This is a genomic window from Leifsonia sp. PS1209 (assembly GCF_012317045.1).
Classification (GTDB): Bacteria; Actinomycetota; Actinomycetes; order Actinomycetales; family Microbacteriaceae; genus Leifsonia.
In genome coordinates this window covers 3,668,239-3,690,392 of the sequence record NZ_CP051154.1, presented here as the reverse complement: position 1 = coordinate 3,690,392, position 22,154 = coordinate 3,668,239, and the positions used below count along the sequence as shown (strand labels likewise).

Genomic DNA, 22,154 nt, shown 5'->3' with positions numbered 1-22,154 from the left:
GCCGCCCCGGTCCTGACCGTTCGACCGCAGCGCGCGTCAGCCCCAGCGCTTCGCCGACCAGCGTTCGAACAGGCCCACTAGGGAGTCGCTGAGCTTGCCCAGGATGGCGAGCAGGATGATCGCCAGGAACAGCCGGTCGGTGCGTCCGTTGCTCGCGGAGTCGTTCAACATGAAGCCGAGACCCATCGACGACGCGATGAGCTCAGCAGCCACCAGGAACAGCCACGACTGCGCGAGCGCGAGACGCAGCCCGGAGATGACCGTCGGCAGCACGAACGGCAGCTGCACCGTGGTGAACAGCCGCACCCCGCCCAGCCCGAACGCCCTGCCCGCCTCGACCAGATGCCGGTCGACGTGCTTGAGCGCCGCGGCGACCGTCGTGTAGACGGGGAAGAACGCCCCGATGGCGATCAGGATGACCTTGGACTCCTCGCCGATCTTGAACCAGAGGATCAGCAGCGGCACCCAGGCCAGCGACGGCACGGCCCGGATGGCGCTGAGCGTTCCGCTGAAGAAGATGTCCCACAGCCGGGACAGGCCGACCAGGGCGCCGAGCACCAGTCCGAGCAGCGCACCGCAGGCGAAGCCGATCAGCACGCGCTGGGTGGAGATCGCAATGTAGAGCCCGAGCAGTCCGCGCTGCGCCAGGTCGACCGCCGCGTCCCACACCATCGCGGGCGACGGGAGCTGCGCGGAGGTGAACGCACCGGAGGTCGAGGCGAGCTGCCACGCAACGAGCAGGATCAGCGGGAGGACGAAGCCGCCCACGATCCTGGTCGAGCGCCGCGACAGGAACGGGATGCGCGCATCCCGCGCCTGCACGCCGCCGCGCCCACCGGGCACCCGGCGCTCCGGCTCCTGCTCGCGTGACTCGCCGTCGCGCGCCACCGAGGTGCCGTACATCGACGTCGCGACGAGCGCCCCGTCGCCCTCCGGTGCGTTCTGGTAGCTCATGCGCTCACTAGCCTCCGATGGCGCTCGGGTCGGCCTTCTTGGCGAAGGTCGGGTCGAGCAGCGTGTCGAGCGCCTTGTCGATGTCGGACTGGCTGCGCACGTCACCGGTCGTCACGAAGATCGGGCCGACCTTCTTCAGGACCTTGAGCTGTGCGTCGCCGGGGATGTTCGACACGTCGAGGTTGGTGCGCTCCGTGATGACGGTGGTGGCGACAGCGGGGTCGATCGACGCGACATCGGACAGGATGCTCGCCGTCTCGTCCGGGTGCTTGAGTGCCCAGGCGCGGGCGTACTCATACGTGTTGACGACGGTCTGCGCCACATCCGGCTTGTTCTTGAGGAACGACTCGGTGGCGTTGAGGAAGCCGTAGGTGTTGAACCCGACGTTGCGGTAGATCAGCTTCGCGCCGGACTTCTCCGCGTTGGCCATGATCGGGTCGAGACCGGCCCAGGCGTCGACCGAGCCGTTCTGCAGCGCAGCCCAGCCGTCGGCGTGCTGCAGGTTCTGGATGGTGACGTCGCTGGCGGACAGGCCGTTCGCCTCGAGCGACTGGAGCAGGAAGAAGTAGGGGTCCGTGCCCTTGGTGGCGGCGACCTGTTTGCCCTTCAGGTCTTTGACCGACGTGATCGTCGAGTTCTGCCCGACCACGATGGCCGACCACTCCGGCTGCGAGAAGATGTCGATCGTCTTGATCGCCGAACCGTTGGAGCGGGCCAGCAGCGCGGCGGAGCCGGCGGTCGATCCCACGTCGATCGCGTTCGAGCGGAGCGCCTCGTTGGCCTTGTTCGACCCGGCCGACTGCACCCAGTTGACGGTGATGTCCTGCTTCTTCAGCGCCTTCTCGAGCCAGCCCTCCTTCTTGATGACGAGGCTGAGCGGGTTGTACGTCGCGAAGTCGATGTTGAGCGTTCCGCCCGTGGTGCCGGCCGACTTCGCGGGGTCTGCCGCTGCCTGCCCCTCTCCGGCGACGCAGCCGGTGAGCATCAGGCTGGCGGCGGCCGCGATGGCGGCGACGGCGGTGACGATGGTGGATGTGCGGCGCATGATGCCTCTCAGGTTGTCAGTCGTGCTGTGCTGTGGAAGTGCGTGGGTCGAGCATCCCGGACCTGCGCGGCCTGCGGGGGCCGCCTGCCAAAACTGTGGATGACTCGGGGCTGTGGATGATGCGGTGCGGTGGGAGAAGCACCGGCGGCCCGCACCAGTGCATCCGGGTCCCGGGTCCCGGATCCCCGATCAGTACGGGAAGGCCGGGATCGTGCTGGTCGCCGGGATCCCGCGCGCGTGACCGTGACGGTCGATGCCGAGTCCGTCGAGCAGTTCGGCGCGGAGCTCGGCGAGTTCCGCTGAACCCCGGTCGCGCGGGCGGCTGCCCGGCACGGTGACGACGCGGCGGATGGTCGCGCCCTGTCGTCCTTCCTCGGCGCCCAGCAGGATGATGCGGTCGGCGAGTTGGAGGGCCTCGTCGACGTCGTGGGTGACGAGGAGGATCGTGGTGGGGGCTGCTCCGTGCACGTCGAGGAGCAGGTCCTGCATCTTGAGGCGGGTGAGCGCATCCAGGGCCCCAAAGGGCTCGTCGAGCAGCAGGACGCCGGGGTTGCGGGCGAGCGCCCGTGCGAGGGATGCGCGCTGCGCCATCCCACCGGACACCTCACGGGGCCGCAGCCCGGCCGAGGCGGACAGGCCCACCAGGTCGAGGAGCTGGGCGACGCGTTCGCGCCCTGCCGTCCTGTCGATGCCGCGGGGGAGTCCGAGGGCGACGTTGTCGGTGATCGAGCGCCAGGGGAGCAGTCGGGGCTCCTGGAATCCGACGGCGCAGCGTCCGTCGATTCCGGCCACCGCCGTCCCGTCGATGAGCGCTGCCCCAGCGCTCGGGCTGTCGAGGCCACCCGCGATGCGCAGCAGCGTCGACTTGCCGCATCCGCTCGCGCCGAGGATGGCGACGACCTCGCCGGCCGCGACGGTCAGCGACACGTCGCGCAGCACGACCCGCTGGGTGGTGCCCCGCTCGCCCTTGGCCCGAGGCGCGACGAACGTGCGCCCCACGTCGACGAATTCGACGGGGTATGCGGACGGGGTGGCGGGCATGGTGGTTCGACGCTATCGCTCGGCACTTCTCCCCGCAGCGCCCGCTGAAACGCGGCGTAACGAAACCGTGCGTTCCGTTCGTTGCCGCCCGAAAAGGAATGCAACGTTATTGCGACCGCTGTCTCGGCTCTAACAGCGTGAACATTTCGCACACCACCCGGAGAAGACAGAGCTATGAGCGTGCTATCACCCGAACGAGACATGGAGGGCGGGATCGACGCCCCGCCGCCGGAGCGCGGCAAACGCAGAAGCCGCGGAGCCCGGATCGCGCTCGCCATCGTCGCCTTGGTCACCGTGTGGCACATCTTCGCGAGCTTCCTCTGGATCGGCCCGCCCACCCCGCTCCGCCAGGTCGTGCCAGGCAATCTGCTGACCCAGTACATGATCCCGTGGCTCGGTCAGAGCTGGAGCGTGTTCGCGCCGGAGCCGATCAACGGCGACTACGACCTCAAGGTCCGTGCCATCCTGGCGGACAAAGACGGCGCCGAGATCGCCACGGAGTGGATCTCCACCGTCGACGCCGAGCAGAAGATGCTGGTGCACAACCTGTTCCCGCCCCGCGCATCCAACCTCGCCGTCAAGCAGGCGTCCGCGCTCAAGGGGGCGTGGGATGCGCTGACCCCCGAGCAGCAGAAGATCGCCGAGCTCAATTACTTCAAGGGCGACGACTGGCTCGGCAGGATGCAGGCCGCGATGAACGAGGCGAACGGCCAGAAGAACCCGATGGTCGTCGCGTCGTACATCGTGCAGGAGCGGTACACCGACGCATATGCGGTCCAGGCCGCCAGGGCCGTCTGGGGCAAAACGGTCGTGCGGGTGCAGTACATGACCAGCCGCCAGAACATCATCCCGTTCGCCGAGCGGAACAACCCGAACGCGAAGCTGCCCCCGCTGCAGTTCGCGACCACCGGCTGGCGCGGTCTCATCGTCATGCCAGGACAGTCGGAGGAGCAGTTCGCCGAGATCTTCGCTCCCCTCCACGCGAAGGTGAGCAAGAAATGACCGTCTCCGGCTTCTTCCGCAGGCTCGGCGCCCTGGTCGCCGACCTCCTCCAGCGCGGGATGCGCGGGGCGCTCGCCCTCGTGAGGTCCCTGTATCTGCAAGGCGAGTCCTGGATCCTCGACGGCAAGCGCGCCTCGTACGGCCTCGCGGTCACGCGCATCCTGCTCGGCACGATGATGCTCGGGCTGATGCTCACGAACTTCTCCACGCGGTTCTACACCTGGGGCGCCGGCATGGCGTGGAGCGGACAGTTCGCCTATCCCGCCAACGACTTCGTGAAGCTGTGGCCGTTCCGGATGTTCCTGGATCAGGCGCAGAATCCGTTCCTCTTTACTGTGCTGTATCTGATCGCGATCCTGCTCGCGGTGAGCTTCGCCATCGGCTACCGCACCAGGCTCTCGCAGTTCCTCCTTTTCTTCTTCTGGGTCGCGCTGGTCGAGTCGAACTCGAACGTCAACGACCAGAGCGACAACCTCACGCGCATCGCACTGATGGTCATGTTCTTCACGGCAGCGGGCGACCGGTGGTCGATGGATGCGCGTCGCCGCAGGAAGGCGGAGGAGCGGGCGCAGGAGAGGGGCACGAACGCGGTGTTCCTCGTGCGCTGGTGGCGGTACCAGCGGGTCGTTCCCGAGCACTACACGAACATCCTGCACAACTTCGCCATCATCGCGCTGGCGGCGCAGGTCTCGTTCATCTATGTCTCCGGCGGCCTCTACAAAGCAGGGGGTGCGCCGTGGTCGGGCGGCACGGCCATCTACGACCCCATCCACGTGACCCAGTTCGGTCCGTGGCCGGAGCTGAGCGCCTTCGTCACCACGTGGGGGCCCGGCGTCGCCTTCGCCACCCTGCTGACGCTGATGGTGCAGGTCAGCTTCCCGCTGCTGCTGATGCGCCGCGGCACCCGCATCTTCGCGCTGGTTGTGATGCTCGGCTTCCACATCGGCATCGCCGTGCTGATGGGGTTGCCGTGGTTCTCGCTGGCGATGATCGCGATCGACGCGATCTTCATCCGCGACGTGACGTACCTGCAGCTCAGCGGCGGTCTGGCCAAGGCGTGGCGGAGGACGCGCACAGCCGGTGCGTCGATGGAGGCACCCGCCGACGCCGCGGCCGACGCTGACGCCGCCCCCGCCCGGGACGCCGACCACGACACCGACCCCGCCGAGGAAGACGTCCCCGTGCTCGCGTCCACCGCCTCCGCTCCGTGACGGACAGTCTCGACGCCATCGTCGTCGGCAGCGGCCCCAATGGACTGGCCGCTGCCGTCACGATGGCCAGGGCCGGGATGCGCGTCCGCGTCTACGAGCGAGCGGCCACCGTGGGCGGAGGCACCCGCACCAGCGAGCTGACCCTCCCCGGCTTCCACCACGACGTCTGCTCCGCCGTGCACCCGATGGCGTTCGCCTCCCCGTTCTTCCGGGCGTTCGGGCTGGCGGAGCGGGTGGGGTTCGTGATTCCCGAGGTGTCGTACGCGCATCCACTGGCCGATGGCACCTCCGGGATCGCCTACCGCGACCTGGACCGCACGGTCGACGCCCTCGGCGTGGACGGGCGGGCCTGGCGTGGGCTGATGGAGCCGCTGGTGCGGCACGCGGCGGACATTGCAGGCATCTCCGCCGGGCACCTCTTACACATCCCGACCCCGCTGTCGGCCGCGGTGCCTCTCGGGCTGGCGGTGCTCGAACACGGGACCCCGGCTTGGTCGGCGCGCTTCCGCGGCAGGCACGCTCCGGCCATGATCGCCGGTCTCGCGGCACACTCCATCCAGCCGCTGCCGTCTCTGGCGGCCGCAGCCACCGGCATCGTGATCGGCGCGTACGCGCACGCCCACGGCTGGCCCATCCCCGTCGGCGGCAGCCAGGCCATTGCCGACGCGCTCGCCGCGGAGCTGGTGCGGCTCGGCGGCGAGGTGGTGCTCGAGCATCCGGTGTCGTCGCTCGCCGAACTGCCTCCGGCGCGTGCCGTTCTGCTCGACGTGAGTGCTCGCACGATGCTCGATCTCGCGGGCGGGGCGTTCCCGCCGAGGTACGAGCGCGCTGTCCGGGCGTTCCGGTACGGCCCCGGCGTCGCCAAGGTCGACTTCGCGCTCTCCGGTCCCGTGCCGTGGACAGACCAGGAGCTCGCGAAGGCCGCCACCGTGCACCTCGGCGGCACCCAGGCCGAGGTGCAGGCCGCGGAGCGCGCCGTCGCGCGCGGTAGGCACGCGGACGCCCCGTTCATCCTGGCGTCGCAGCCGAGCACGTTCGACCCGTCCCGCGCCCCCGACGGCGCACACACGCTGTGGACGTACACGCACGTCCCGTCCGGCTCGGACGTCGATCAGCGCGAGACGATCACTCGCGCCATCGAGCGCCTCGCCCCCGGCTTCCGTGACCTCGTCGTCGGCTGCCACAGCACGACGGCCGTGGATGCGGCCCGCTACAACCCGAACTACGTGGGCGGCGACATCTACGCGGGTGCTCCGAGCATCCGGCAGCTGCTCAAGCGGCCCGTTCTGTCCGCCGACCCGTGGCGGACGCCGCTCCGGGGGGTCTATCTGTGCTCGTCCTCCACCCCGCCGGGGCCGGGCGTGCACGGACTGTCCGGCTGGAACGCCGCCCGTTCAGCACTGCGTCACGAGTTCGGCGTGCTGGACGATCCGATGGGCGCGGACGACGGCGATCGCACCGGCGGCATCGCCGCCGGGTGACCGTCCGCATCCTTCGACGATTCCCATGCCTTGCGCAGCCCCTGCCGAGCGCGGAACGCCAGCATGGCCGCCGCGGACGACGAGATGCCGAACACCTCGCCGAGTTCTGCGGGACTGAGGTCTTCCACCTCGCTGTACCAGAGCGCCTTCCTCCACCGCTCGGGCAGGGAGCGGAACGCTTCGAATCCGGCGAGTCTGTCCAGCCGGTCGAGGCCGGTGGACGTCTGCGGCAGGTCGTCCAGGTCGTCGTATTCCTGCAGGGTGAGCCTGGCCGCGTGCCGTGCCCATCCCGCCGCGACGTTGCGCATCGTCACGATGAGGTACGCGCGGAACGACAGGTCGGGGCCCCGCCCGGCTTGCAGCGAGACGAGCACGCGTGCGAACGCCTCCGATGCGAGGTCCGCCGCTTCATAGGAGAGCGTGATGCGTCTCGCCGCGGCGAGGGCCGCGGGCAGGTGGCGCTTCCACAGCTCAGCGAACGCCTCCGTCGCCTGGCACTCGCCCGCGCGCACCAGGGCGATCAGGAGATCGTCGCCGAGGTCGTCGACGGGCCCGAGCTGCATCTCCGATGGCTGGGACGAGCGGGGTGCCAGGTAGCTGGTCTCTCCGGGATGGGTCATTCTCTGAGCTTCGAACCGAGGTTTCTCATACGTGTAGTTAGAAATACCTAATCTACTGCCTCAAGTGAGGTATCCGCGAGTCCGCAACCGCCAGGCCGCCACCTGAGTGCGCGACGTGAAGCCGAGCTTGGCCAGGATGCGTTGGACGTGGTTGTTCACGGTGCGCACGGACAGCACGAGCCGTGCGGCGATCTCCCGATCGGTCAGCCCCTCGGTGATCAGGTCGCACACCTCCAGCTCGCGCGCGCTCAGCTGCCCGTCGACCAGGCGTCGGGCAGACGTCGGCGGAACGGCGATGGCCTCGCCCAGAGCGAGGCGGATGGCGTCCTCCATCGGAAGCTCGATCGCGCTGTCCTCGCCGTCGGCGGCCCGCCCCTGGCGGGAGGGCGAGCCGTTCCGCGCGCCCAGCCGGGCGGCATCGCCGGGAAACGGTCCAGGCTGCGGAAGCTCGCCCGCTCCCCGCCACACGGCTTCCGCTGCATCGATGATGACGTGACCCTTCGCGAGGTCCCCGGCCGCCAGGTCGGCCCGCCCGATCGCGTGCAGCGCGTGGGCGATGCCGAGCGGGGCACGCAATTCCCGCAGCAGCACGAGCGACTGCCGCGCGAGCTCCTGCGCCTCCTTCGCGTCGCCGCGGCGCAGGCGGTACGCGGCCGAGTGCAGGAGCAGGGCGGCTCCCTCGTAGCGCTCGCCGTTCGCCGCTGCGGAACGCAGGAAGCGTTCGCGCACGATGGTGGCACTCTGATCGAAGCCGAGACGTTCGTATGCGAGCGCCAGCCCGGAGGTGAAGAAGGCGACGTCGGCCGGTGATCGCGGTTGAGGGTCGAGCCGCAGCGCGCTGTGGAAGAGCCGGATGGATTCGCGAGCGTCCCGAGCCGCCGACGCGGCAGCTCCGTCGACGAAGGCCATCGTCGCCGCCTCGCAGAGTGCGCGGGCGATACGCCGGGCCTCCGCGAAGACGCCGTGCGCGCCGGCGTCTCCGTCGAGGCCGAGGAACGTCCCGCTGATCGCCAGGGCGGTCGCGTGCTCGGCCGTCTCGAGCCCGGACGCCGCCTCCAGGGCGCGGTCGAGTAGCGTGCGGAACTCGGCGAGCCTGCCGTGGCTGCCCCAGGCGATCCTCCACCCCCGCACCAGCAGAGCGAGCGCGGCGTCGGGGCCCAGCTCGGCGAGGGAGAACTCCACCGCGGCCGTGAGGTTGGGCAGCTCGTGGGCGAACCGGGTGAGCCACGCGCCCTGCCGGTCGCTGAGCCAGGTCTCGTTCGCCTCGACGAGCTGCTGCAGATACCACTCGCGGTGCCGCATCCGGGTCGCCTGGTACCCGGGATGATCCTGGAGGAGTTCGCGCCCGAACCGCCTGGTGCCGTCGAGCATCGAGTACCACACCTGCCCGTCGGTCTCCTCGCTGTCCACGATCGACTTCGCCACGAGCGCCTGCATCAGGTCGAGCATCCGGATGGGGGAGAGCGCGCACGGCGCGAGGACGGCCGCCGTCGCCTCAGGACACCAGCGACCGTCGAACACCGACAGCAGCGTCCATGCCTCCTGCTCGAGCGGTGTGAACGCGTCGTAGCTCCACTGCAGGGCGGCGCGGAGGCTGTGATGCCTCTCCGTCAAGCCCCTGTCCTGGCTCGACAGCAGTTCCAGGTCGAGCCGTTCCAGGATGTGTCGCGCCGAGAGCACGACGCGTCGGCCCGCGGCGTGCTCGATCGCGAGCGGAACGCCGTCGAGGCTGCGGCAGATCGCGGAGATGGAGGCGAGGTCCGGGCCGCCGGCGGGTGGTGCATCCCGGTCCGGTTGGGAGCGATCCAGGAAGAGCTCGACAGCGCCCGTCGTGCTCTGCCGAGGGTCGGCGGCCTCGGACGTCGGCGCCGATAACGGGTGCACGACCTGGATGCGCTCCCCGGCGATGCGCAAGGCCTCCCTGCTCGTCGTGACCACCTTGACGTGAGGGCACGCGTCGATGATCGAGACGATGAGGCTGGCACATCCGTCGAGCACCCTGTCGCAGGTGTCGAGCACGAGCAGCAGTTCTCGTCCAGCGAGCGCTGAGATCACCTCAGCGTGCGTGTTCTCGGTCGAGGTGGAGCGCCCCAAGCCCTCGGCGACCGCGTGGACGACGTCGTGCGCGTCCGATGCGTCATCCAGCCGCACGAGGAGTGCGCCGTCGCGGAAGCGCCGCTTGACGTCGTGCGCGAGCCGGAGAGCGATGCGGGTCTTGCCGATGCCCGCCGCACCGACGATGGTCAGGATGCGGGTCTCCCCCAGCGCAGAGCGCGCGTCGGCGATATCCGCCTTCCTTCCGATGAGGGGCGTTGTCTCGGTCGGGAGGTCGGCGGTCGACGACATGGCGGTGCTCTGTTCTCGGGCGGGTTCTCCAGTCAACGCCGGCGCAACCGTCGCCGAAATCCGCTCAGGGTGTGCGAACTATCCACTTTCGGCCGCCCGGCGACGCGATAACGCGGTCGCCGCTCCCATCGGCTCGCGCCCGCGTTATCGCGTCGCTGTGCCGGGCTCTTATCCATCGAATGGATGCCAGAGGCAAGGAGCGACATGACGATCGAGGAGAGCGGGTTCACGGAGCCGCTGCGAACGACGATGACGGTCCGCGTGCGTCTCTCCGTGAAGAAGAGCGCAGAGACCGCCGTGCTCAGTACCGCGGGCAGGGCAGGAGGCCATTCCTCGATGAACTCTCTCGTCGAGGCGGCCATCCAGCGCGAGCTCGAGAGCCTGGCGACGCAGTTCAACGAAGGCGACCCGTTTCCGCCGAACGACGGCCGGTTCCGCAAGGGCAGACCGGCCATGACGAACACACTCGATGGAGATGAAGCATGAGCACGATACCGTCCGACCGTCCCACCCAGCAGGTGGCAGACGCGTCCCACTTCGAGCAGTCGATCAGCGGCGTGACCGGGGAGCTGATCCGCATCGAATGCGACTGCCCGATCGGTGAAGACCACACGTACGCCGACTGGCTGGCGCGGTTCACCAGGGCGGGGTTCTGATGCAGCGCTACGAAGCGGTCGTCGAGACCGCGCAGCAGCGCAGGTTCGTGGTCGAAGTCGAGGGGGACGACCCGGTGACCGCCACGGCGCGGCTCCGTCGCGCCTTCGGCAGCGACGTCGTGGTCTTGACGTTGAAAGCGTCCCGTCGTCGCCTGTAGCGCTCAGCCCTCGACCGCCGCTCGATCGTCCGCCCGCTCCGCCGTCCCTTTGGCGGGGCGGGCGGACGGCCGTCTGCGCCCCAGGATCATGATGGCCACGAGCGCGAGCACGTACAGCCCGATTGCGGTCAGCCCGAACGGCGTCCGGGCTGCGAGGGCGAGCGTGCCGACCCACGGCACGTGGAAGAGGTACATCCCGACCCTTGTCGTGACGTACGGCAGCGGGTCCTCCGTGGTGTTCGCATCGCCCTTCAGCCGCAGCGTGGTGGTCGTACCTGCGGTCTCCACGCTCACGACCCGGTGTGTGATGAGGCCCTTCGCGCCGTCCTGACGCTGCGTCGTGACGATGTCGCCGACCCGCACCGTGCTGGCGGGAACGTCCTGCGCGAAGACCATCGAGCCGACCGGGAGGACGGGCTCCATCGAGCCGGAGATCACGACCACGGGCCGGATGCCGAGGATGGCGCTCGCCGCGACGGCCAGCACCGCGGCGACACCGACGATCGCGGCGATGGTGAGCATGACCGAGCCGACCATGCCGAGCACGCTCCGCCTCGGTCGAGCGCGCCTACGAGCTCGACGAGCCATCGAACACCACCTCCAGTGCCGTCGCGCCGCCGTTGTACGCGCTGGTCTCCGGTGTGTCCACGTAGTAGAGGACGATCGTCAGGTCGCGGCGGCTGTCCGCTGCGCCCGGCGCCCACGTGTCGCCGTCGGTCAACGGGGCCGCCCCCCGGGCGCCGAGGCGCCCGATCACCGCGTTCGCCGCGCCGACGGACACGCCCTGCGATGGATCGCTCGCGCTCCCGCCGAGCAGGAGCTGACCGGTGCTGGTGTCCACGACGGTGACCCGGATGAACGGGGTGATGTTCGGCGCGCTGCCCACCTGGCCCGTGCCCGCCGCATCAGAGGGGCCGATCGTCATCGTCACCTGTGCGGCGACGCCGGGAGAGTTGTTGGCGACACCGAGGTCGACGGAGAGGGAACGGCCGGGCACGAACGCGTCGTCTCCTGTCAGCGGGACCGCGGCGGCCGCTCCGGGCGGGGCGTGGTGCACGGTGCCGTCCGGATGGACTGTCACGATCCCGAAGGGCACGTCAGTGCCAATGCCGCCCTGGCCGAGGTTGAGCGCGGCCGTGTCGGTCAGGGCGCTCATCGTGGAGGTCGTGCCGAGGACCGCCAGGGCGGTCGCGACAACGCCGGCGGTGATCAACGGGAGGGTGATTCTGATGCGCGGCATGTCACAGTCCTGGTGGGGTCATCGGCAGAATGCCTTGGACGGCATTGTTCGTCGGTTGGGTCGTATACCAGTCGGGCCTGATCGAGTTGTACAGGTTGCTGTTCCCGCCCTGGGTGCTCCCTCCCCAGGAGGCAAGCGTGCCGTCGGCCAGCAGCGCGGTGCCCGAGTACCCGAAGCCACCGACGGCGGCCACCGGCCCGGAGAACGCCGTGATGGCTGTCGGGGTGACGATGTTCGTCGCCGAGACGGCACCTGTGGCAGGGTTCGGACCCCAGGCGAACGAGTACCGGCCGTAGATGTAGAGCGTTCCCGACGCTGCGAGCACCTCCACGTAGTCGACGGTGACGGAGACGGATGCGACCGTGTCGCCGTTCGGAAGCGGCACGACCGTCGGCGTGGCCGACTCGGCCCCGCTGACGTATGGGCGGCCTGTGCCGTACTGGTTGCCGGCTCCCCAGGTGACGAGTTGTCCGTCGGAGGTGACCAGCTGGTTCCCGAAGTAGTGCCCGTTCAGCTGTTTGATCGAGCAGTGATCGTCCGCCGAGCCCATGATCACACCGACGGTGTCGCATCCACTGGTCGCGTATGCAGACAGCGCCGTCGAGCGGGTGGGAGAGTTGGCGTTGGCCCCGATGTTGTCTCCGGACGGGTCGGAGGCGTACAAGGAGCCCGTGTTCGCCCAGCCCCACCAGAACACGCCTGTCGTCGTGTCGCCCGGGCTCGAGTCGCCTCTGATCGCCCAGCCGTTCCACATCCCGGATCCGATGCTGTGGACACCGGACATGATGAGGGAGGGGGCGGCCGACGAGGCGGTCGCTGTGCCCTGCCCGGTCGCGCCCCTGGCCTGCGCATAGCCCCAGGTGTAGAGGTCCCCGGTGTCGGTGAGCGCCATGTACACCGTGGCGGACGAGGTGAGATCGATTACCCTTCCCGGGATGGAGACGAGGCCGGGCAGGGTGAACGGAGTCGGTGCGGACGGGCGCCCCATGATGTTGTTGGCCGAGTTCCCTCCCCAGGTGTACACCTGCCCGTCGTCGGAGAGCGCGGCCAGCCCGGTGGTGTTGATGTCGGTCGGGTAGTAGTTGTCCTGGCTGGTGCCTGCGACCTTCACGATGCTGCGGCGGCCGGGGCCGGCGTACCCGTCGTTCGGGAGGATCACCGCGGACGGCGCGGTGTTGTTGTTGGGGACGGTGGCAGACCCGGACCCGGAGAGCCCGTTGCCGCGGAAGCCCCACACCCACAGCGTCCCGTCGCTCTGCAACCAGGTGATCGTGTTGGCGATCCGCGTCTGCGTCGGGAACATCCTGGCCGACTGCGAGGTCAGCGGCGTTTGGCTCTGCGAGGTCTCCGCCGCCGTGGTGTCGGTGTACGCGGCGGTCGTGGTGCCTGCACCGAGTCCGAGCGTTGCGAGCACCAGCCCTGCGGCGGCGACGGCGCCGATGGATGCGGTAAGGATGCGCGATCGAGGTGCGCTCACGGCTCCTCCCTCCTCGTCTTCTTTCGTCGGACGATGAGCAGGATCGCGCCGCCGAGGATGGCGACGGCCGCGACCGCGATGGCTGTGACGGCGATGATCGACCCCGTGTCCGGCAGTGCGATGGGCAGGGCGACCGGCGGGTGAGGCTGCGTCTTCTCGACGGCGGTGAGCTGGAATACGACCGCTGCGCTGAGACCCTGGAACTCGTCCCCGGCATCCCTCGCCAGCGTGACGGTGCCGCCGATGGTGACCGTGGCTCCTGCGGCGATAGGGCCGAGGGGGATCGGCGCTCCGCCGAGCATCCGGGCGACCGGCGTCTCCGCGATGAGCACCCTGACGGACGGGAGGGTGACGGTGGCCGTCAGCAGATCGCCGAACGCGTCGGCGGAGCCGCCGACCTCCGTCACCGTGAGGAACGCCTCCGCCGCATCCCGTCCGGGGTTCGCGATGGAGCCGGACCAGGAGGAGGAGTGACCGGGACCCGGCATGGCCACGCTCACGGTGGACGATCCGGAGGGTGCGGCCTCGGCGGCGCCGGAGGGAAGGAGTGCGCTGCTCAGCGCGAGCGACGCGGCGACTGACACCGCGACGATGGAGGTGGTCACGGCCCGGATGGCGCTCACGGCGCGCGCGCCGCCCATCCGCCTGGTCACGATGTCGCCCCGTCGAAGCGGATGCCGATGGCGAACGACCTGTTGAACGCGTAGGCGTTGCCCGCCGCGCGCATCATCTGCGGCTGGACGGTGATGGTCTTCGGCACATCCTTCGTCCATCCGCCGATGACGATGGCTGCGGCGTTGAGGTCGGTGGCGGACAGTGCTGTGGCCACGGGTGTCCCGTCCACACTGACCGTGTAGAGGGCGTAGTCGTACGGGTCGGCTCCCGCCCCCGCGATGCCGGGGTCGCCGGGGCGCGTGCCCTGGTACGCGTTATAGAGCGTGAGGTGCACGGGGCCGGTCGCAGCGGTGGTGGTCACGACGCGCGTCTCGACGGAGGTGGACGCCGAGGCGTCGAGGGTGACCGTGCCGGTGTTCGTGGTGTCGAGGATGACGGGGTCAGGGTCGCCCTGCACGACGGAGTCGTCCGGTGCGAGCTGGGCGATGTCGTACGAGCCGCCGACAGAGCCGTTCGTGCCGATGGCGCTGGCGGCCTGGTCGGTGAAGCTCGCCGACGTGACGCCGATGGATGCGACGGCCGCGACCGTCGCGGTCGTCAGCAGGGCGGCGACGGCGACGCCGGGAAGCCGGCGGACGTGGGGTCCGCGGAGGATGCGGGGTCTGCTCGTCATTCGCTCACTCCGGAGAATCGGACGGACACGGGGGTTCTGAGCCCTTCGAGCTCGTCCGTGGCATCTGTAGGGACGGACACGGTCACGTCGAGCGTCCGCGACGCTCCGGATGCGGTCGGTCCGGTCAGCGCGATGGCCGACGCGTGCGCCGCATCCACATCGCTGGCGTAGACGTGGCCGCCCTCGGAGACGGTGAAGCGGAGCTGGTCGAAGAGGGGGTTGGGGGTGGCGGGGCGCATCACATGGAAGACCACGATGGCGCCGAGCCGCGGGCTGGCGTTCCGCACCGCGACGCGCGTGGCGATGGACGTGCCCGGCCCGATCGTCGCGTCCCGGAGGACGACGACGATCGGGTCGGGGCGGCCCTGCTCCCACGACGCCGCGGTGGGTGTCCAGCCCGGCTCGTCACTGCCTGCTGCCTGCAGGTCGAAGGTGTTGTCCGACCCGTCGACCGCGACGATCAGCTGACCCCAGTCGACCGTGCTCGCGGCGGTGAGGCCGACGAGAGCGAACGCTCCGACGCCGACGAGCGACGCGAGCACGCGGACCACCGGGGGTCGACGCGACGACGGGCTGAACAGGCTCACGGCGGTGATCAGACAGACGTGCCGTTGAACTGCGCCTGCACGAACGCCTTCGCGCCGTTCAGCGAGTTGTCGTCGAAGGCGGCGCCGGACTCGGCCTGGTCGAGCAGTCGGACCGTGATCGTCACGCTCGACTCCTCGCCGGCGGCGAGGCCGTTGAGAGCGACGTCGTTGAGCTGAGCGAAGGTCAGGTCGGTGCCGCTGATGGCGGTGCCGTCGACGGACGTGGCGGCCTGCGCGTATGAGAACCGCAGGCTCGACAGGTAGTTCGCGTCCGTCACGTTCGCGCCGGCATCCGGGAGCTGCGCCAGGGTGAGCGTCAGCGTGGAGCCGAGTGTGGTGGATGCGTTGCGGACGGGGATGTCGACGCTGATCGCCGCGCTTCCGGGGAAGAGCGTCTGCGCGCCGACGAGCTCGATCGGAGCACCGGCGGGGGTGTCGGCCTCCTGCCAGGATCCCGGGTTCTGAACGCCGGTGATCGGGTCGGTGTCGACGACCTGGATGTTGTACTGGTCGGCGCCGATGCCGTTCGCCCCGAGGTTCAGGTTCGCGAAGTCGGTGAAAGCCGCTGCGGTGATGCCTGCGCCCACCGCGACCACTGCGCCGAGGGCGAGGAACGCCCGCTTACGGCTGGAGCGTCGCCGAGGCTGCGCATTCTCGATTGTCATGCTGATCTCCTTGCTGTGGGCACGCTGTCGGTGATGCGCGGAGCTCCGGTCGAGCCACCGCGCTGCCCTCAGGCGCTCATTCTTGCCCGCCCGACATGGTTACGCAATGCATGCTTAATATCAGTTTGGAAGCGGCATCAAGAACTGAAGAGCGACCATTCCGAGATGGGCAGCACGACGCGGTCTGTGCCGCTCTGAAGCAGCCAGTGCGTGGTGTTGTGCGCCACGTAACTGCCGGCGCGCACATCGAAGGCCCACCCCTGCTTGGTGCGTCGCCACGAGATGAGGGTGATCGCCTCTCCTGTCCGAAGATGCGGGATGCCCAGCCCGACCTGATCGGTGCGGCTCGGCGACGTGATTCGATGAGGGTCATTTGCCATGCGCAAATACTGACCCAAAAGTGTTCCGAATACCAATATCAATTCTAGGCAATATGGACGTTTGTTACGCTCGCCTCGTGAACGACGCTGACGACCAGGGCTGGACGACCCCAGCGTTCCGTCACTGGGCGCCCAGCGTTCCGGGCTACCGACGCTCGGAGGTCTCCGCCCCCATCGGCTCCGGAGACGAGCAGTGGATGCGCGCGGCCACGGACATCCTGCGCTGGCGGGTGAAGACGGCGAGCGGCTTCCTGGTCGGCGGCACGGCCGACCCGCCGCGCGTGATCCCGGGGCAGCGGCAGGTGATCACCGCGCGCGTCCTCGGTGTCACCGTGACGGAGCCGGTGGAGGTGGTGCGCGTGGTGGACGACCCGGATCGCGTCGGATTCTCCTACCGCACGCTCCCCGGGCATCCGGTTGCCGGCGAGGAGGCGTTCATCGTCGAGCGCGACGGCGACGAGGTGCGCATCGTGGTGCGCTCGCTGACCAGGGCGGCGCCGCAGCAGCCGTGGCGCGCGCTGTTCCCGGTGCTTCTGGTCGCGCAGCGCGTCGCGAAGCGGCGGTATCTGCGGGCGTTGCGCTGAGCGTGGGCAGGCTACTCTCGCTGTCGTCGAACGTTTACCACGACTCCGACTGCGCACGCTAGGGCGGCGATGGGGATGCCCGTGCTGAGGAGGGTCTTCCCCGTGTGTTCGACGCCGAGGATGGTGAGAGCGGCGCCCAGCGCAAACAGGAGCAGGCCCACGATCAGGATGCTCACGCTGGCCCGATTGGGACGGAGCAGCCGCGGGTCGAACGGTCGCCCGTCGCGCCGAAGGTTGACGAGAAACCCCACGACGGCTGCCGCGAGCGCCGCCACCGTCGCGAGGAGGAAGAGTGTCTGGGAGCCGCCGTCGGCACCCGGTATCCCCGCGACGGCCAGAATCACGCCGCCCGCGAGGAGACCCGCTCCGATGCCGAGGATGGTGATGCTGGCGGCGTTGGGACGGAAGTCGTCAGCGATTCTCCGCATTTCACGTCCATTCGTGAGGTCCCCGTCGATGGGGAATCACGACCAGGAAACCGTCACAAACGCAGAATGTCAGGATATTCTCCGGCCGCAGACGCGACCGCCGACCCCTATCCGAAGATCATCGGCCGGTCGTCGTCGTCCTCGTCGCCCCCGAGATCGAGTTCGACCAGCACCGGCACGTGGTCGCTCGGGGCTTCGCCCTTGCGCTCGTTGCGGTGGATGCTCGCCGACGTGACCAGATCGGCGAACGGCTTGGAGCCGAGGATGAAGTCGATGCGCAGGCCTTCGTTGCGGGGGAAACGCAGCTGCTTGTAGTCCCAGTACGTGTAGCCCTCCGGCACGAGCGGGCGCACGACGTCCGTCAGCCCGATCGCCTCGAACGCGCTGAACGCGCTGCGCTCCGGCGGGGAGATGTGGGTCGAGACGCCCGGGATGAGGCTTGGGTCGCCGACGTCGGAGTCGAGCGGGGCGACGTTCCAGTCGCCCATCAGCGCGAGCGGCAGGTCCGGCTGTTCGGCGAGCCAGCGCTGGGTGTCTGCGGCGAGGGTGGCCAGCCAGTCGAGCTTGTAGTGGAAGTGCGGGTCGTCGAGCGCCCTGCCGTTCGGCACGTACAGGCTCCACACCCGGATGCCGCCGATGGTCGCACCGATCGCCCGCGCCTCCTTGGGCAGGTCGGGGCCCTCGTGTCCTTTGAGGAAGCCCGGCATGTCTGGGAAGCCGATCTCGACGTCCTCGATCGGCAGACGGCTCGCGATCGCGACGCCGTTCCACTGGTTGAGCCCGTGCAGCACCACCTCGTATCCGGCGTCCTCGAACTGCTGCATCGGGAACTGCTCCGGCTTGCACTTGATCTCCTGCATGGCCAGCACATCCACGTCTTCGCGGACCATCCAGTCGACGGTACGGCCCACTCGGGTGCGGATCGAGTTCACATTCCAGGTCGCAACGCGCATGCCTCGATCGTATCGGCCACCGCAGACAGCCACGGGTCACGGCCTGGTGGGGAGGCGTTTTCGCCGTGTTCCCCCCTAGAATCGGGGACGTGACCGACGCAAGACAGCAGCTCATCGACTACATCTCGGCCGAAGCCGTGTTCCACGGGGACTTCACACTCACGAGCGGCAAGAAGGCGAGCTACTACGTCGACCTGCGCAAGGTCAGCCTCGACCACCGTGTCGCGCCCCTCATCGGCCAGGTGATGATCGACCTCATCGCCGACGTCCCCGACGTGTTCGCGGTCGGTGGGATGACGATGGGCGCAGACCCCGTCGCCGCCGCGATCCTGCACCAGGGCGCCGCCCGCGGGCTCGCGTACGACGCGTTCGTCGTCCGCAAGGAGCCCAAGGACCACGGCCGCGGCAAGCAGGTCGAGGGCCCGGACCTCGCCGGCAAGCGCGTGATCGTGCTCGAAGACACGTCCACGACGGGCGGTTCGCCGCTGAAAGCGATCGAAGCGCTGAAGAAGGTCGGTGCGGAGATCGTCGGCGTCGCCGTCGTGGTCGACCGCAACACGGGCGCGCGCGAGGTCATCGAAGAGGCCGGCTACCCGTACTTCGCCGCCATCGGCCTGAAGGACCTGGGGCTCGAGTAGTGACCGACGAACGCCACCCGGGATCGGACGACGCCGAGGGCGACGAGCGCCCCGACACGCACGAACCCGAGTTCGGCAGTTCGGAATGGCTGCTGCAGCAGCTCACCGGCGGGCGGCGCGTGGCGCGCCCGGCGGAGCAGGCGGATGCGGCGGATACGCCGGATGCGGGTGGGGTGGATGCGCCGGATGCTGGTGCTCCGGACGCTCCGGACGCTCCGGATGCTCCGGATGCTCCGGATGCAGATACTCCGGATGCTCCTGCCGTCCCCGCCGCCCCTGTCGCGCCGGAGACCGCTCCGGTGCCCAGCCGCGAACCGGAGGCCGCAGACCCGACGGTCGCGTTGCCCGTGGTCTCCGAGGCCGAACAGCACCCCTCCGTCGAGGCGCCGTACGCCCAGGACACGTTCGAGTTGTTCCTGAACCCGGTGGTCGAGCCTGAGCTCCCGGCCGAGGGTCCGGTGCAGCCCGAGCAGGCAGCCGAACCGGTCGAGGAGCCCGAGCAGGGTTCCGGCTTCAGCTGGCACCTCACGCCCGGCGTCGGGACGGACCCTCTCGTGGACGAGCCCGCCCAGCCCGCCCCCAGCACCGTCTGGCACCTCGACGACACCAGCACCGAGCAGGCGGAGACCCCCGACGCGTCCGCGCCGGCCGCGGAGCCCGTGGCGGAGCCGATCGCTCCCGCGGCGCCGGCAGTGCCGCCGGTGATCCCGGTGCCGTCGTTCGATTCCTACGAGTCGTCGTCCCACACGGAATCCGCGGAACCGGCGGCAGCCGAGCCGGAGCGCCGCGAGCCGACGCCGCCGGACACCACCACCTTCGAGCCGCCCAGCTTCTACGAATCCCTCCGCCTCCCGCAGCCCCCCGTGTGGAACATCGACGCCGAGCCCGAGGCGACACCCGTGCCCGCCGCCGAGTCTGCTGCTCCCGCCGAGCCTGCGGTGGCACCCGTGCCCGCCGCCGCCGAGCCTGCTGCACCCGCCGTGCCCGCTTCCTCCGCGCCGGACGAACCAGCAGAGCCGCCGCTGTTCCGCCCATCCATTGCTGTCCCCGTGACGCCCGAGCCAGTGCCTGCGCAGCCAGCACCGGAGCCTGAGCCGGAACCAGCGCCCGAGCCCGAATCGACACCAGCGGGCGAGCCCGAGGAGGAGAGCCACGGCCTCGCCGCGCTGCTCGGCTTCTTCGGGGAGGACGACGAAGAGCCCACCTCCACCAGCCGCTCGGTGATCGGCGACACCACTGGCATCATCCCGATCCCGCCCGGCGCGCTGACGCCTCCGGAAGCCGCACCCGCCGCCTTCACGCCTCCTGCGCCTCCTGTCCCACCGACGTCGCCCGTGCTCCCGCCCCCGGACGCGTCGCGCCTCTTCGAGCCGACCGCTACCCCGGAGCCGAGCCAGGCCGACGTCCCCACGGCCAAGCTCGACACGGCGGAGATCGCCGCACTCCTCCGCGCCAGGCCCGGTGACCCCGAGCCGGGCGAGCCGGAGCCCAGCGAGCTCGCCCCCACCGACACCGACTCGATCCCGGATGTTCCTCCGGCCACGGTCCCGCCGATCGAGGAGGCGACGCTGCTGCTCGGCGCTCTGCCGTCCCCGGCCACCCAGCCTCTCGACGCCGAGAGCATCGGCGAGGCCAGCGAGCCCGCACCGTTCACCGGATCGACCGCGGCAGTGGATGCGGGAGCCCCCGACGACCACGACAGCGAGCAGGACGACGACACCCGCGACACCGACGAGGAGGGCCAGGCACCCACGGCGGCGACCATCCTCTTCCCCGAGCTCGCCTCCCCCGCGACGGCGGAGACCATCGCCCTCGTGCCGCCGGTTGCGCCAGCCGCCCCCGCGCCGGTAGCCACCGGCCAGACTCCCACCGCCTCCGGCCCCACACCTTCACGCTCCGGCGGCCCCGCCGCTCCCACCGGCCCCACCGCACCGCCGCCCACCGGACGCGGCGGCTCGCACCGGGTCAACCGCATCCTGTACTGGGTGGCGGGCGGTCTCGCCGTGATCCTCGTGCTGATCGGCCTGTTCGCCCTCGGCACGCGCATCCCGCAGATGTTCGGGGCCGACGCCAAGCCGTCCCCCTCCGCGACCGCGAGCAAGACACCGAGCGCGACTCCGACGCCGACCCCAACGCCGACCGTGCAGGCCAAGCCGGCCGGGCCTGTCGGGCCGGGCACGCACGCCTGGAACACGCTGGGCGGCGGGGAGTGCATCCAGCCGTACACGTCGCCGTGGGTGGAGACGTTCACCGTGGTCGACTGCGCGGCGCCGCATACCGCGCAGCTGGTGTACACGAACCTGTTCTCGGCCGACATCGCCGCGCCGTATCCGGGTGCCGACGCTCTCGCCGGGCAGATCAACGCGGTCTGCACCCAGCCGGGGATCGTCGACCTGGCTGCGGCCGCCGCCTATCCCGACCTGCAGCTGCAGGGCACCTTCCCCGCCACGGAGCAGCAGTGGAAGGACGGGCAGCGCTCGTTCTACTGCTTCGCCAGCCGGTCGGGCGGGGAGCCGCTCACGTCGTCCGTCGCCGGACCGGGCCCGGCCGCCTAAGCGCAACCGGCGCCGCGCCCACCAGGACGCAACCCCGGGCCCGACCCCTTACAGGTCGGTCTCGTGCGGCTCCGCCACCAGCTCGCTCACGCCGGTCAGGATCTCGTCCGGCCGGAACGGGTAGCGGTCGATCTCGCTCTGGTCGCTGATGCCGGTGAGCACCAGGATCGTGTGCAGTCCGGCCTCGATGCCCGCGACGATGTCGGTGTCCATCCGGTCGCCGATCATCGCCGTGTTCTCCGAGTGCGCGCCGATGCGGTTCATCGCCGAGCGGAACATCATCGGGTTGGGCTTGCCGACCACGTAGGGCTCCATGCCGGTCGCCTTGGTGATCATCGCGGTCACAGCGCCGGTCGCAGGCAGGGGGCCGTCCGCGCTCGGGCCCGTCGCATCCGGGTTGGTGGAGATGAAGCGCGCGCCCTTGCCGATGAGCCGGATCGCCTTGGTGATCGCGTCGAAGGAGTACGAGCGGGTCTCGCCGACGACCACGTAGTCCGGGTTCGTGTCGGTCATGATGAAGCCCGCCTCGTGCAGCGCGGTCGTGATGCCGGCCTCGCCGATCACGTAGGCGCTGCCGCCGGGGATCTGCGACTTGAGGAAGTCCGCCGTCGCCAGTGCGGAGGTCCAGATGGACTCCTCCGGCACATCCAGTCCGGATGCGCGCAGGCGGGCCGCGAGGTCGCGCGGCGTGAAGATGGAGTTGTTGGTGAGCACCAGGAAGGGCGTGCCGTCATCCCGCCACTGCTGGATGAGGGCGGAAGCTCCTGGCAGGGCGTGGTTCTCGTGCACCAGCACGCCGTCCATGTCGGTGAGCCAGCATTCGATCTCGTCGCGTCGCGCCACGC

The 22,154-nt window shown here is 69.8% G+C and carries 25 protein-coding genes; 9 read left to right on the top strand and 16 right to left on the bottom strand.

Annotated elements, in window-relative coordinates:
- Positions 1-36: 36 nt before the first annotated feature.
- From HF024_RS17645 to HF024_RS17635, 3 genes are all read right to left on the bottom strand, one after another.
- Entirely contained in the window at positions 37-954 is a 918-nt protein-coding gene (locus tag HF024_RS17645) for an ABC transporter permease (protein WP_247597183.1), read from the bottom strand.
- A gap of 7 nt (positions 955-961) precedes the next feature.
- On the bottom strand, positions 962-1,999 hold the full coding sequence (locus tag HF024_RS17640; RefSeq protein ID WP_168690460.1) for an aliphatic sulfonate ABC transporter substrate-binding protein: 1,038 nt from the start codon (positions 1,997-1,999) through the stop codon (positions 962-964).
- Between the two features lie 189 nt (positions 2,000-2,188).
- Positions 2,189-3,040: an ABC transporter ATP-binding protein gene (locus HF024_RS17635; protein ID WP_168690459.1), complete on the bottom strand. Its 852-nt coding sequence runs from the start codon at positions 3,038-3,040 to the stop codon at positions 2,189-2,191.
- 174 nt (positions 3,041-3,214) lie between these two features.
- On the opposite strand from HF024_RS17635, the gene HF024_RS17630 reads away from it, so the two are divergent.
- The 3 genes from HF024_RS17630 to HF024_RS17620 are packed head-to-tail and all read left to right on the top strand — an operon-like array spanning position 3,215 to position 6,734.
- Positions 3,215-4,042, top strand: coding sequence for a DUF5819 family protein (locus HF024_RS17630; protein WP_247597182.1), 828 nt, complete (start codon positions 3,215-3,217; stop codon positions 4,040-4,042).
- Positions 4,039-5,253: an HTTM domain-containing protein gene (locus HF024_RS17625; protein WP_168690458.1), complete on the top strand. Its 1,215-nt coding sequence runs from the start codon at positions 4,039-4,041 to the stop codon at positions 5,251-5,253. The genes HF024_RS17630 and HF024_RS17625 overlap by 4 nt, the downstream gene beginning before the upstream one ends.
- Entirely contained in the window at positions 5,250-6,734 is a 1,485-nt protein-coding gene (locus tag HF024_RS17620; RefSeq protein WP_168690457.1) for an NAD(P)/FAD-dependent oxidoreductase, read from the top strand. The genes HF024_RS17625 and HF024_RS17620 overlap by 4 nt, the downstream gene beginning before the upstream one ends.
- On the opposite strand, the gene HF024_RS17615 is transcribed toward HF024_RS17620, so the two are convergent.
- Positions 6,659-7,354, bottom strand: coding sequence for a sigma-70 family RNA polymerase sigma factor (locus tag HF024_RS17615; protein WP_168690456.1), 696 nt, complete (start codon positions 7,352-7,354; stop codon positions 6,659-6,661). The two genes, HF024_RS17620 and HF024_RS17615, sit on opposite strands and share 76 nt — an antisense overlap.
- Before the next feature lie 60 nt (positions 7,355-7,414).
- The gene (locus tag HF024_RS17610; RefSeq protein ID WP_168690455.1) at positions 7,415-9,700 is read right to left on the bottom strand and encodes a LuxR C-terminal-related transcriptional regulator; all 2,286 of its coding nucleotides are present in this window, start codon (positions 9,698-9,700) and stop codon (positions 7,415-7,417) included.
- Positions 9,701-9,904: 204 nt separating this feature from the next.
- Between HF024_RS17610 and HF024_RS17605 the strand changes: the two genes are divergently transcribed.
- Genes HF024_RS17605 through HF024_RS17595 form a run of 3 tightly spaced genes read left to right on the top strand, consistent with a single transcriptional unit; the run spans position 9,905 to position 10,514 of the window.
- A complete protein-coding gene (locus HF024_RS17605) occupies positions 9,905-10,186 on the top strand; it encodes a hypothetical protein (protein ID WP_168690454.1) in 282 nt (93 codons plus the stop codon).
- Complete coding sequence (locus tag HF024_RS17600; RefSeq protein ID WP_168690453.1) at positions 10,183-10,356, top strand: hypothetical protein; 174 nt, start codon at positions 10,183-10,185, stop codon at positions 10,354-10,356. The genes HF024_RS17605 and HF024_RS17600 overlap by 4 nt, the downstream gene beginning before the upstream one ends.
- Positions 10,356-10,514: a hypothetical protein gene (locus tag HF024_RS17595; RefSeq protein WP_168690452.1), complete on the top strand. Its 159-nt coding sequence runs from the start codon at positions 10,356-10,358 to the stop codon at positions 10,512-10,514. The genes HF024_RS17600 and HF024_RS17595 overlap by 1 nt, the downstream gene beginning before the upstream one ends.
- 3 nt (positions 10,515-10,517) lie before the next feature.
- On the opposite strand, the gene HF024_RS17590 is transcribed toward HF024_RS17595, so the two are convergent.
- From HF024_RS17590 to HF024_RS17555, 8 genes are all read right to left on the bottom strand, one after another.
- The gene (locus tag HF024_RS17590; RefSeq protein ID WP_168690451.1) at positions 10,518-11,051 is read right to left on the bottom strand and encodes a signal peptidase I; all 534 of its coding nucleotides are present in this window, start codon (positions 11,049-11,051) and stop codon (positions 10,518-10,520) included.
- Positions 11,052-11,082: 31 nt separating this feature from the next.
- Complete coding sequence (locus HF024_RS17585; RefSeq protein WP_168690450.1) at positions 11,083-11,754, bottom strand: hypothetical protein; 672 nt, start codon at positions 11,752-11,754, stop codon at positions 11,083-11,085.
- Between the two features lies 1 nt (position 11,755).
- Positions 11,756-13,231, bottom strand: a complete 1,476-nt coding sequence (locus tag HF024_RS17580) for a hypothetical protein (RefSeq protein ID WP_168690449.1) — start codon at positions 13,229-13,231, stop codon at positions 11,756-11,758.
- Positions 13,228-13,884, bottom strand: coding sequence for an LPXTG cell wall anchor domain-containing protein (locus HF024_RS17575; protein ID WP_168690448.1), 657 nt, complete (start codon positions 13,882-13,884; stop codon positions 13,228-13,230). The genes HF024_RS17580 and HF024_RS17575 overlap by 4 nt, the downstream gene beginning before the upstream one ends.
- The gene (locus tag HF024_RS17570; RefSeq protein WP_168690447.1) at positions 13,881-14,519 is read right to left on the bottom strand and encodes a hypothetical protein; all 639 of its coding nucleotides are present in this window, start codon (positions 14,517-14,519) and stop codon (positions 13,881-13,883) included. Before HF024_RS17570 ends, HF024_RS17575 begins: the two co-directional genes overlap by 4 nt.
- Positions 14,516-15,106, bottom strand: coding sequence for a hypothetical protein (locus tag HF024_RS17565; RefSeq protein ID WP_168690446.1), 591 nt, complete (start codon positions 15,104-15,106; stop codon positions 14,516-14,518). The genes HF024_RS17570 and HF024_RS17565 overlap by 4 nt, the downstream gene beginning before the upstream one ends.
- 8 nt (positions 15,107-15,114) lie before the next feature.
- The gene (locus HF024_RS17560; RefSeq protein ID WP_168690445.1) at positions 15,115-15,771 is read right to left on the bottom strand and encodes a hypothetical protein; all 657 of its coding nucleotides are present in this window, start codon (positions 15,769-15,771) and stop codon (positions 15,115-15,117) included.
- Between the two features lie 137 nt (positions 15,772-15,908).
- Entirely contained in the window at positions 15,909-16,151 is a 243-nt protein-coding gene (locus tag HF024_RS17555; protein WP_168690444.1) for a hypothetical protein, read from the bottom strand.
- A 77-nt stretch (positions 16,152-16,228) separates the two neighbouring features.
- Between HF024_RS17555 and HF024_RS17550 the strand changes: the two genes are divergently transcribed.
- Positions 16,229-16,735, top strand: coding sequence for a DUF1990 domain-containing protein (locus tag HF024_RS17550; RefSeq protein WP_247597181.1), 507 nt, complete (start codon positions 16,229-16,231; stop codon positions 16,733-16,735).
- Positions 16,736-16,746: 11 nt separating this feature from the next.
- Here the strand turns inward: HF024_RS17550 and HF024_RS17545 are convergent, their stop codons facing one another.
- Both HF024_RS17545 and HF024_RS17540 read right to left on the bottom strand, forming a co-directional pair.
- Entirely contained in the window at positions 16,747-17,163 is a 417-nt protein-coding gene (locus HF024_RS17545; RefSeq protein WP_168690442.1) for a hypothetical protein, read from the bottom strand.
- Positions 17,164-17,270: 107 nt separating this feature from the next.
- Positions 17,271-18,116, bottom strand: coding sequence for an exodeoxyribonuclease III (locus HF024_RS17540; RefSeq protein WP_168690441.1), 846 nt, complete (start codon positions 18,114-18,116; stop codon positions 17,271-17,273).
- 89 nt (positions 18,117-18,205) lie between these two features.
- On the opposite strand from HF024_RS17540, the gene pyrE reads away from it, so the two are divergent.
- Together pyrE and HF024_RS20005 are read left to right on the top strand one after the other, a co-directional pair.
- On the top strand, positions 18,206-18,754 hold the full coding sequence (pyrE, locus tag HF024_RS17535) for an orotate phosphoribosyltransferase (RefSeq protein WP_085368122.1): 549 nt from the start codon (positions 18,206-18,208) through the stop codon (positions 18,752-18,754).
- Entirely contained in the window at positions 18,754-21,309 is a 2,556-nt protein-coding gene (locus tag HF024_RS20005) for a septum formation family protein (protein WP_168690440.1), read from the top strand. The genes pyrE and HF024_RS20005 overlap by 1 nt, the downstream gene beginning before the upstream one ends.
- 48 nt (positions 21,310-21,357) lie before the next feature.
- Here HF024_RS20005 and HF024_RS17525 read toward each other — a convergent pair whose 3' ends face one another.
- Entirely contained in the window at positions 21,358-22,152 is a 795-nt protein-coding gene (locus tag HF024_RS17525; RefSeq protein ID WP_143466093.1) for an HAD-IIA family hydrolase, read from the bottom strand.
- Between the last annotated feature and the right edge of the window lie 2 nt (positions 22,153-22,154).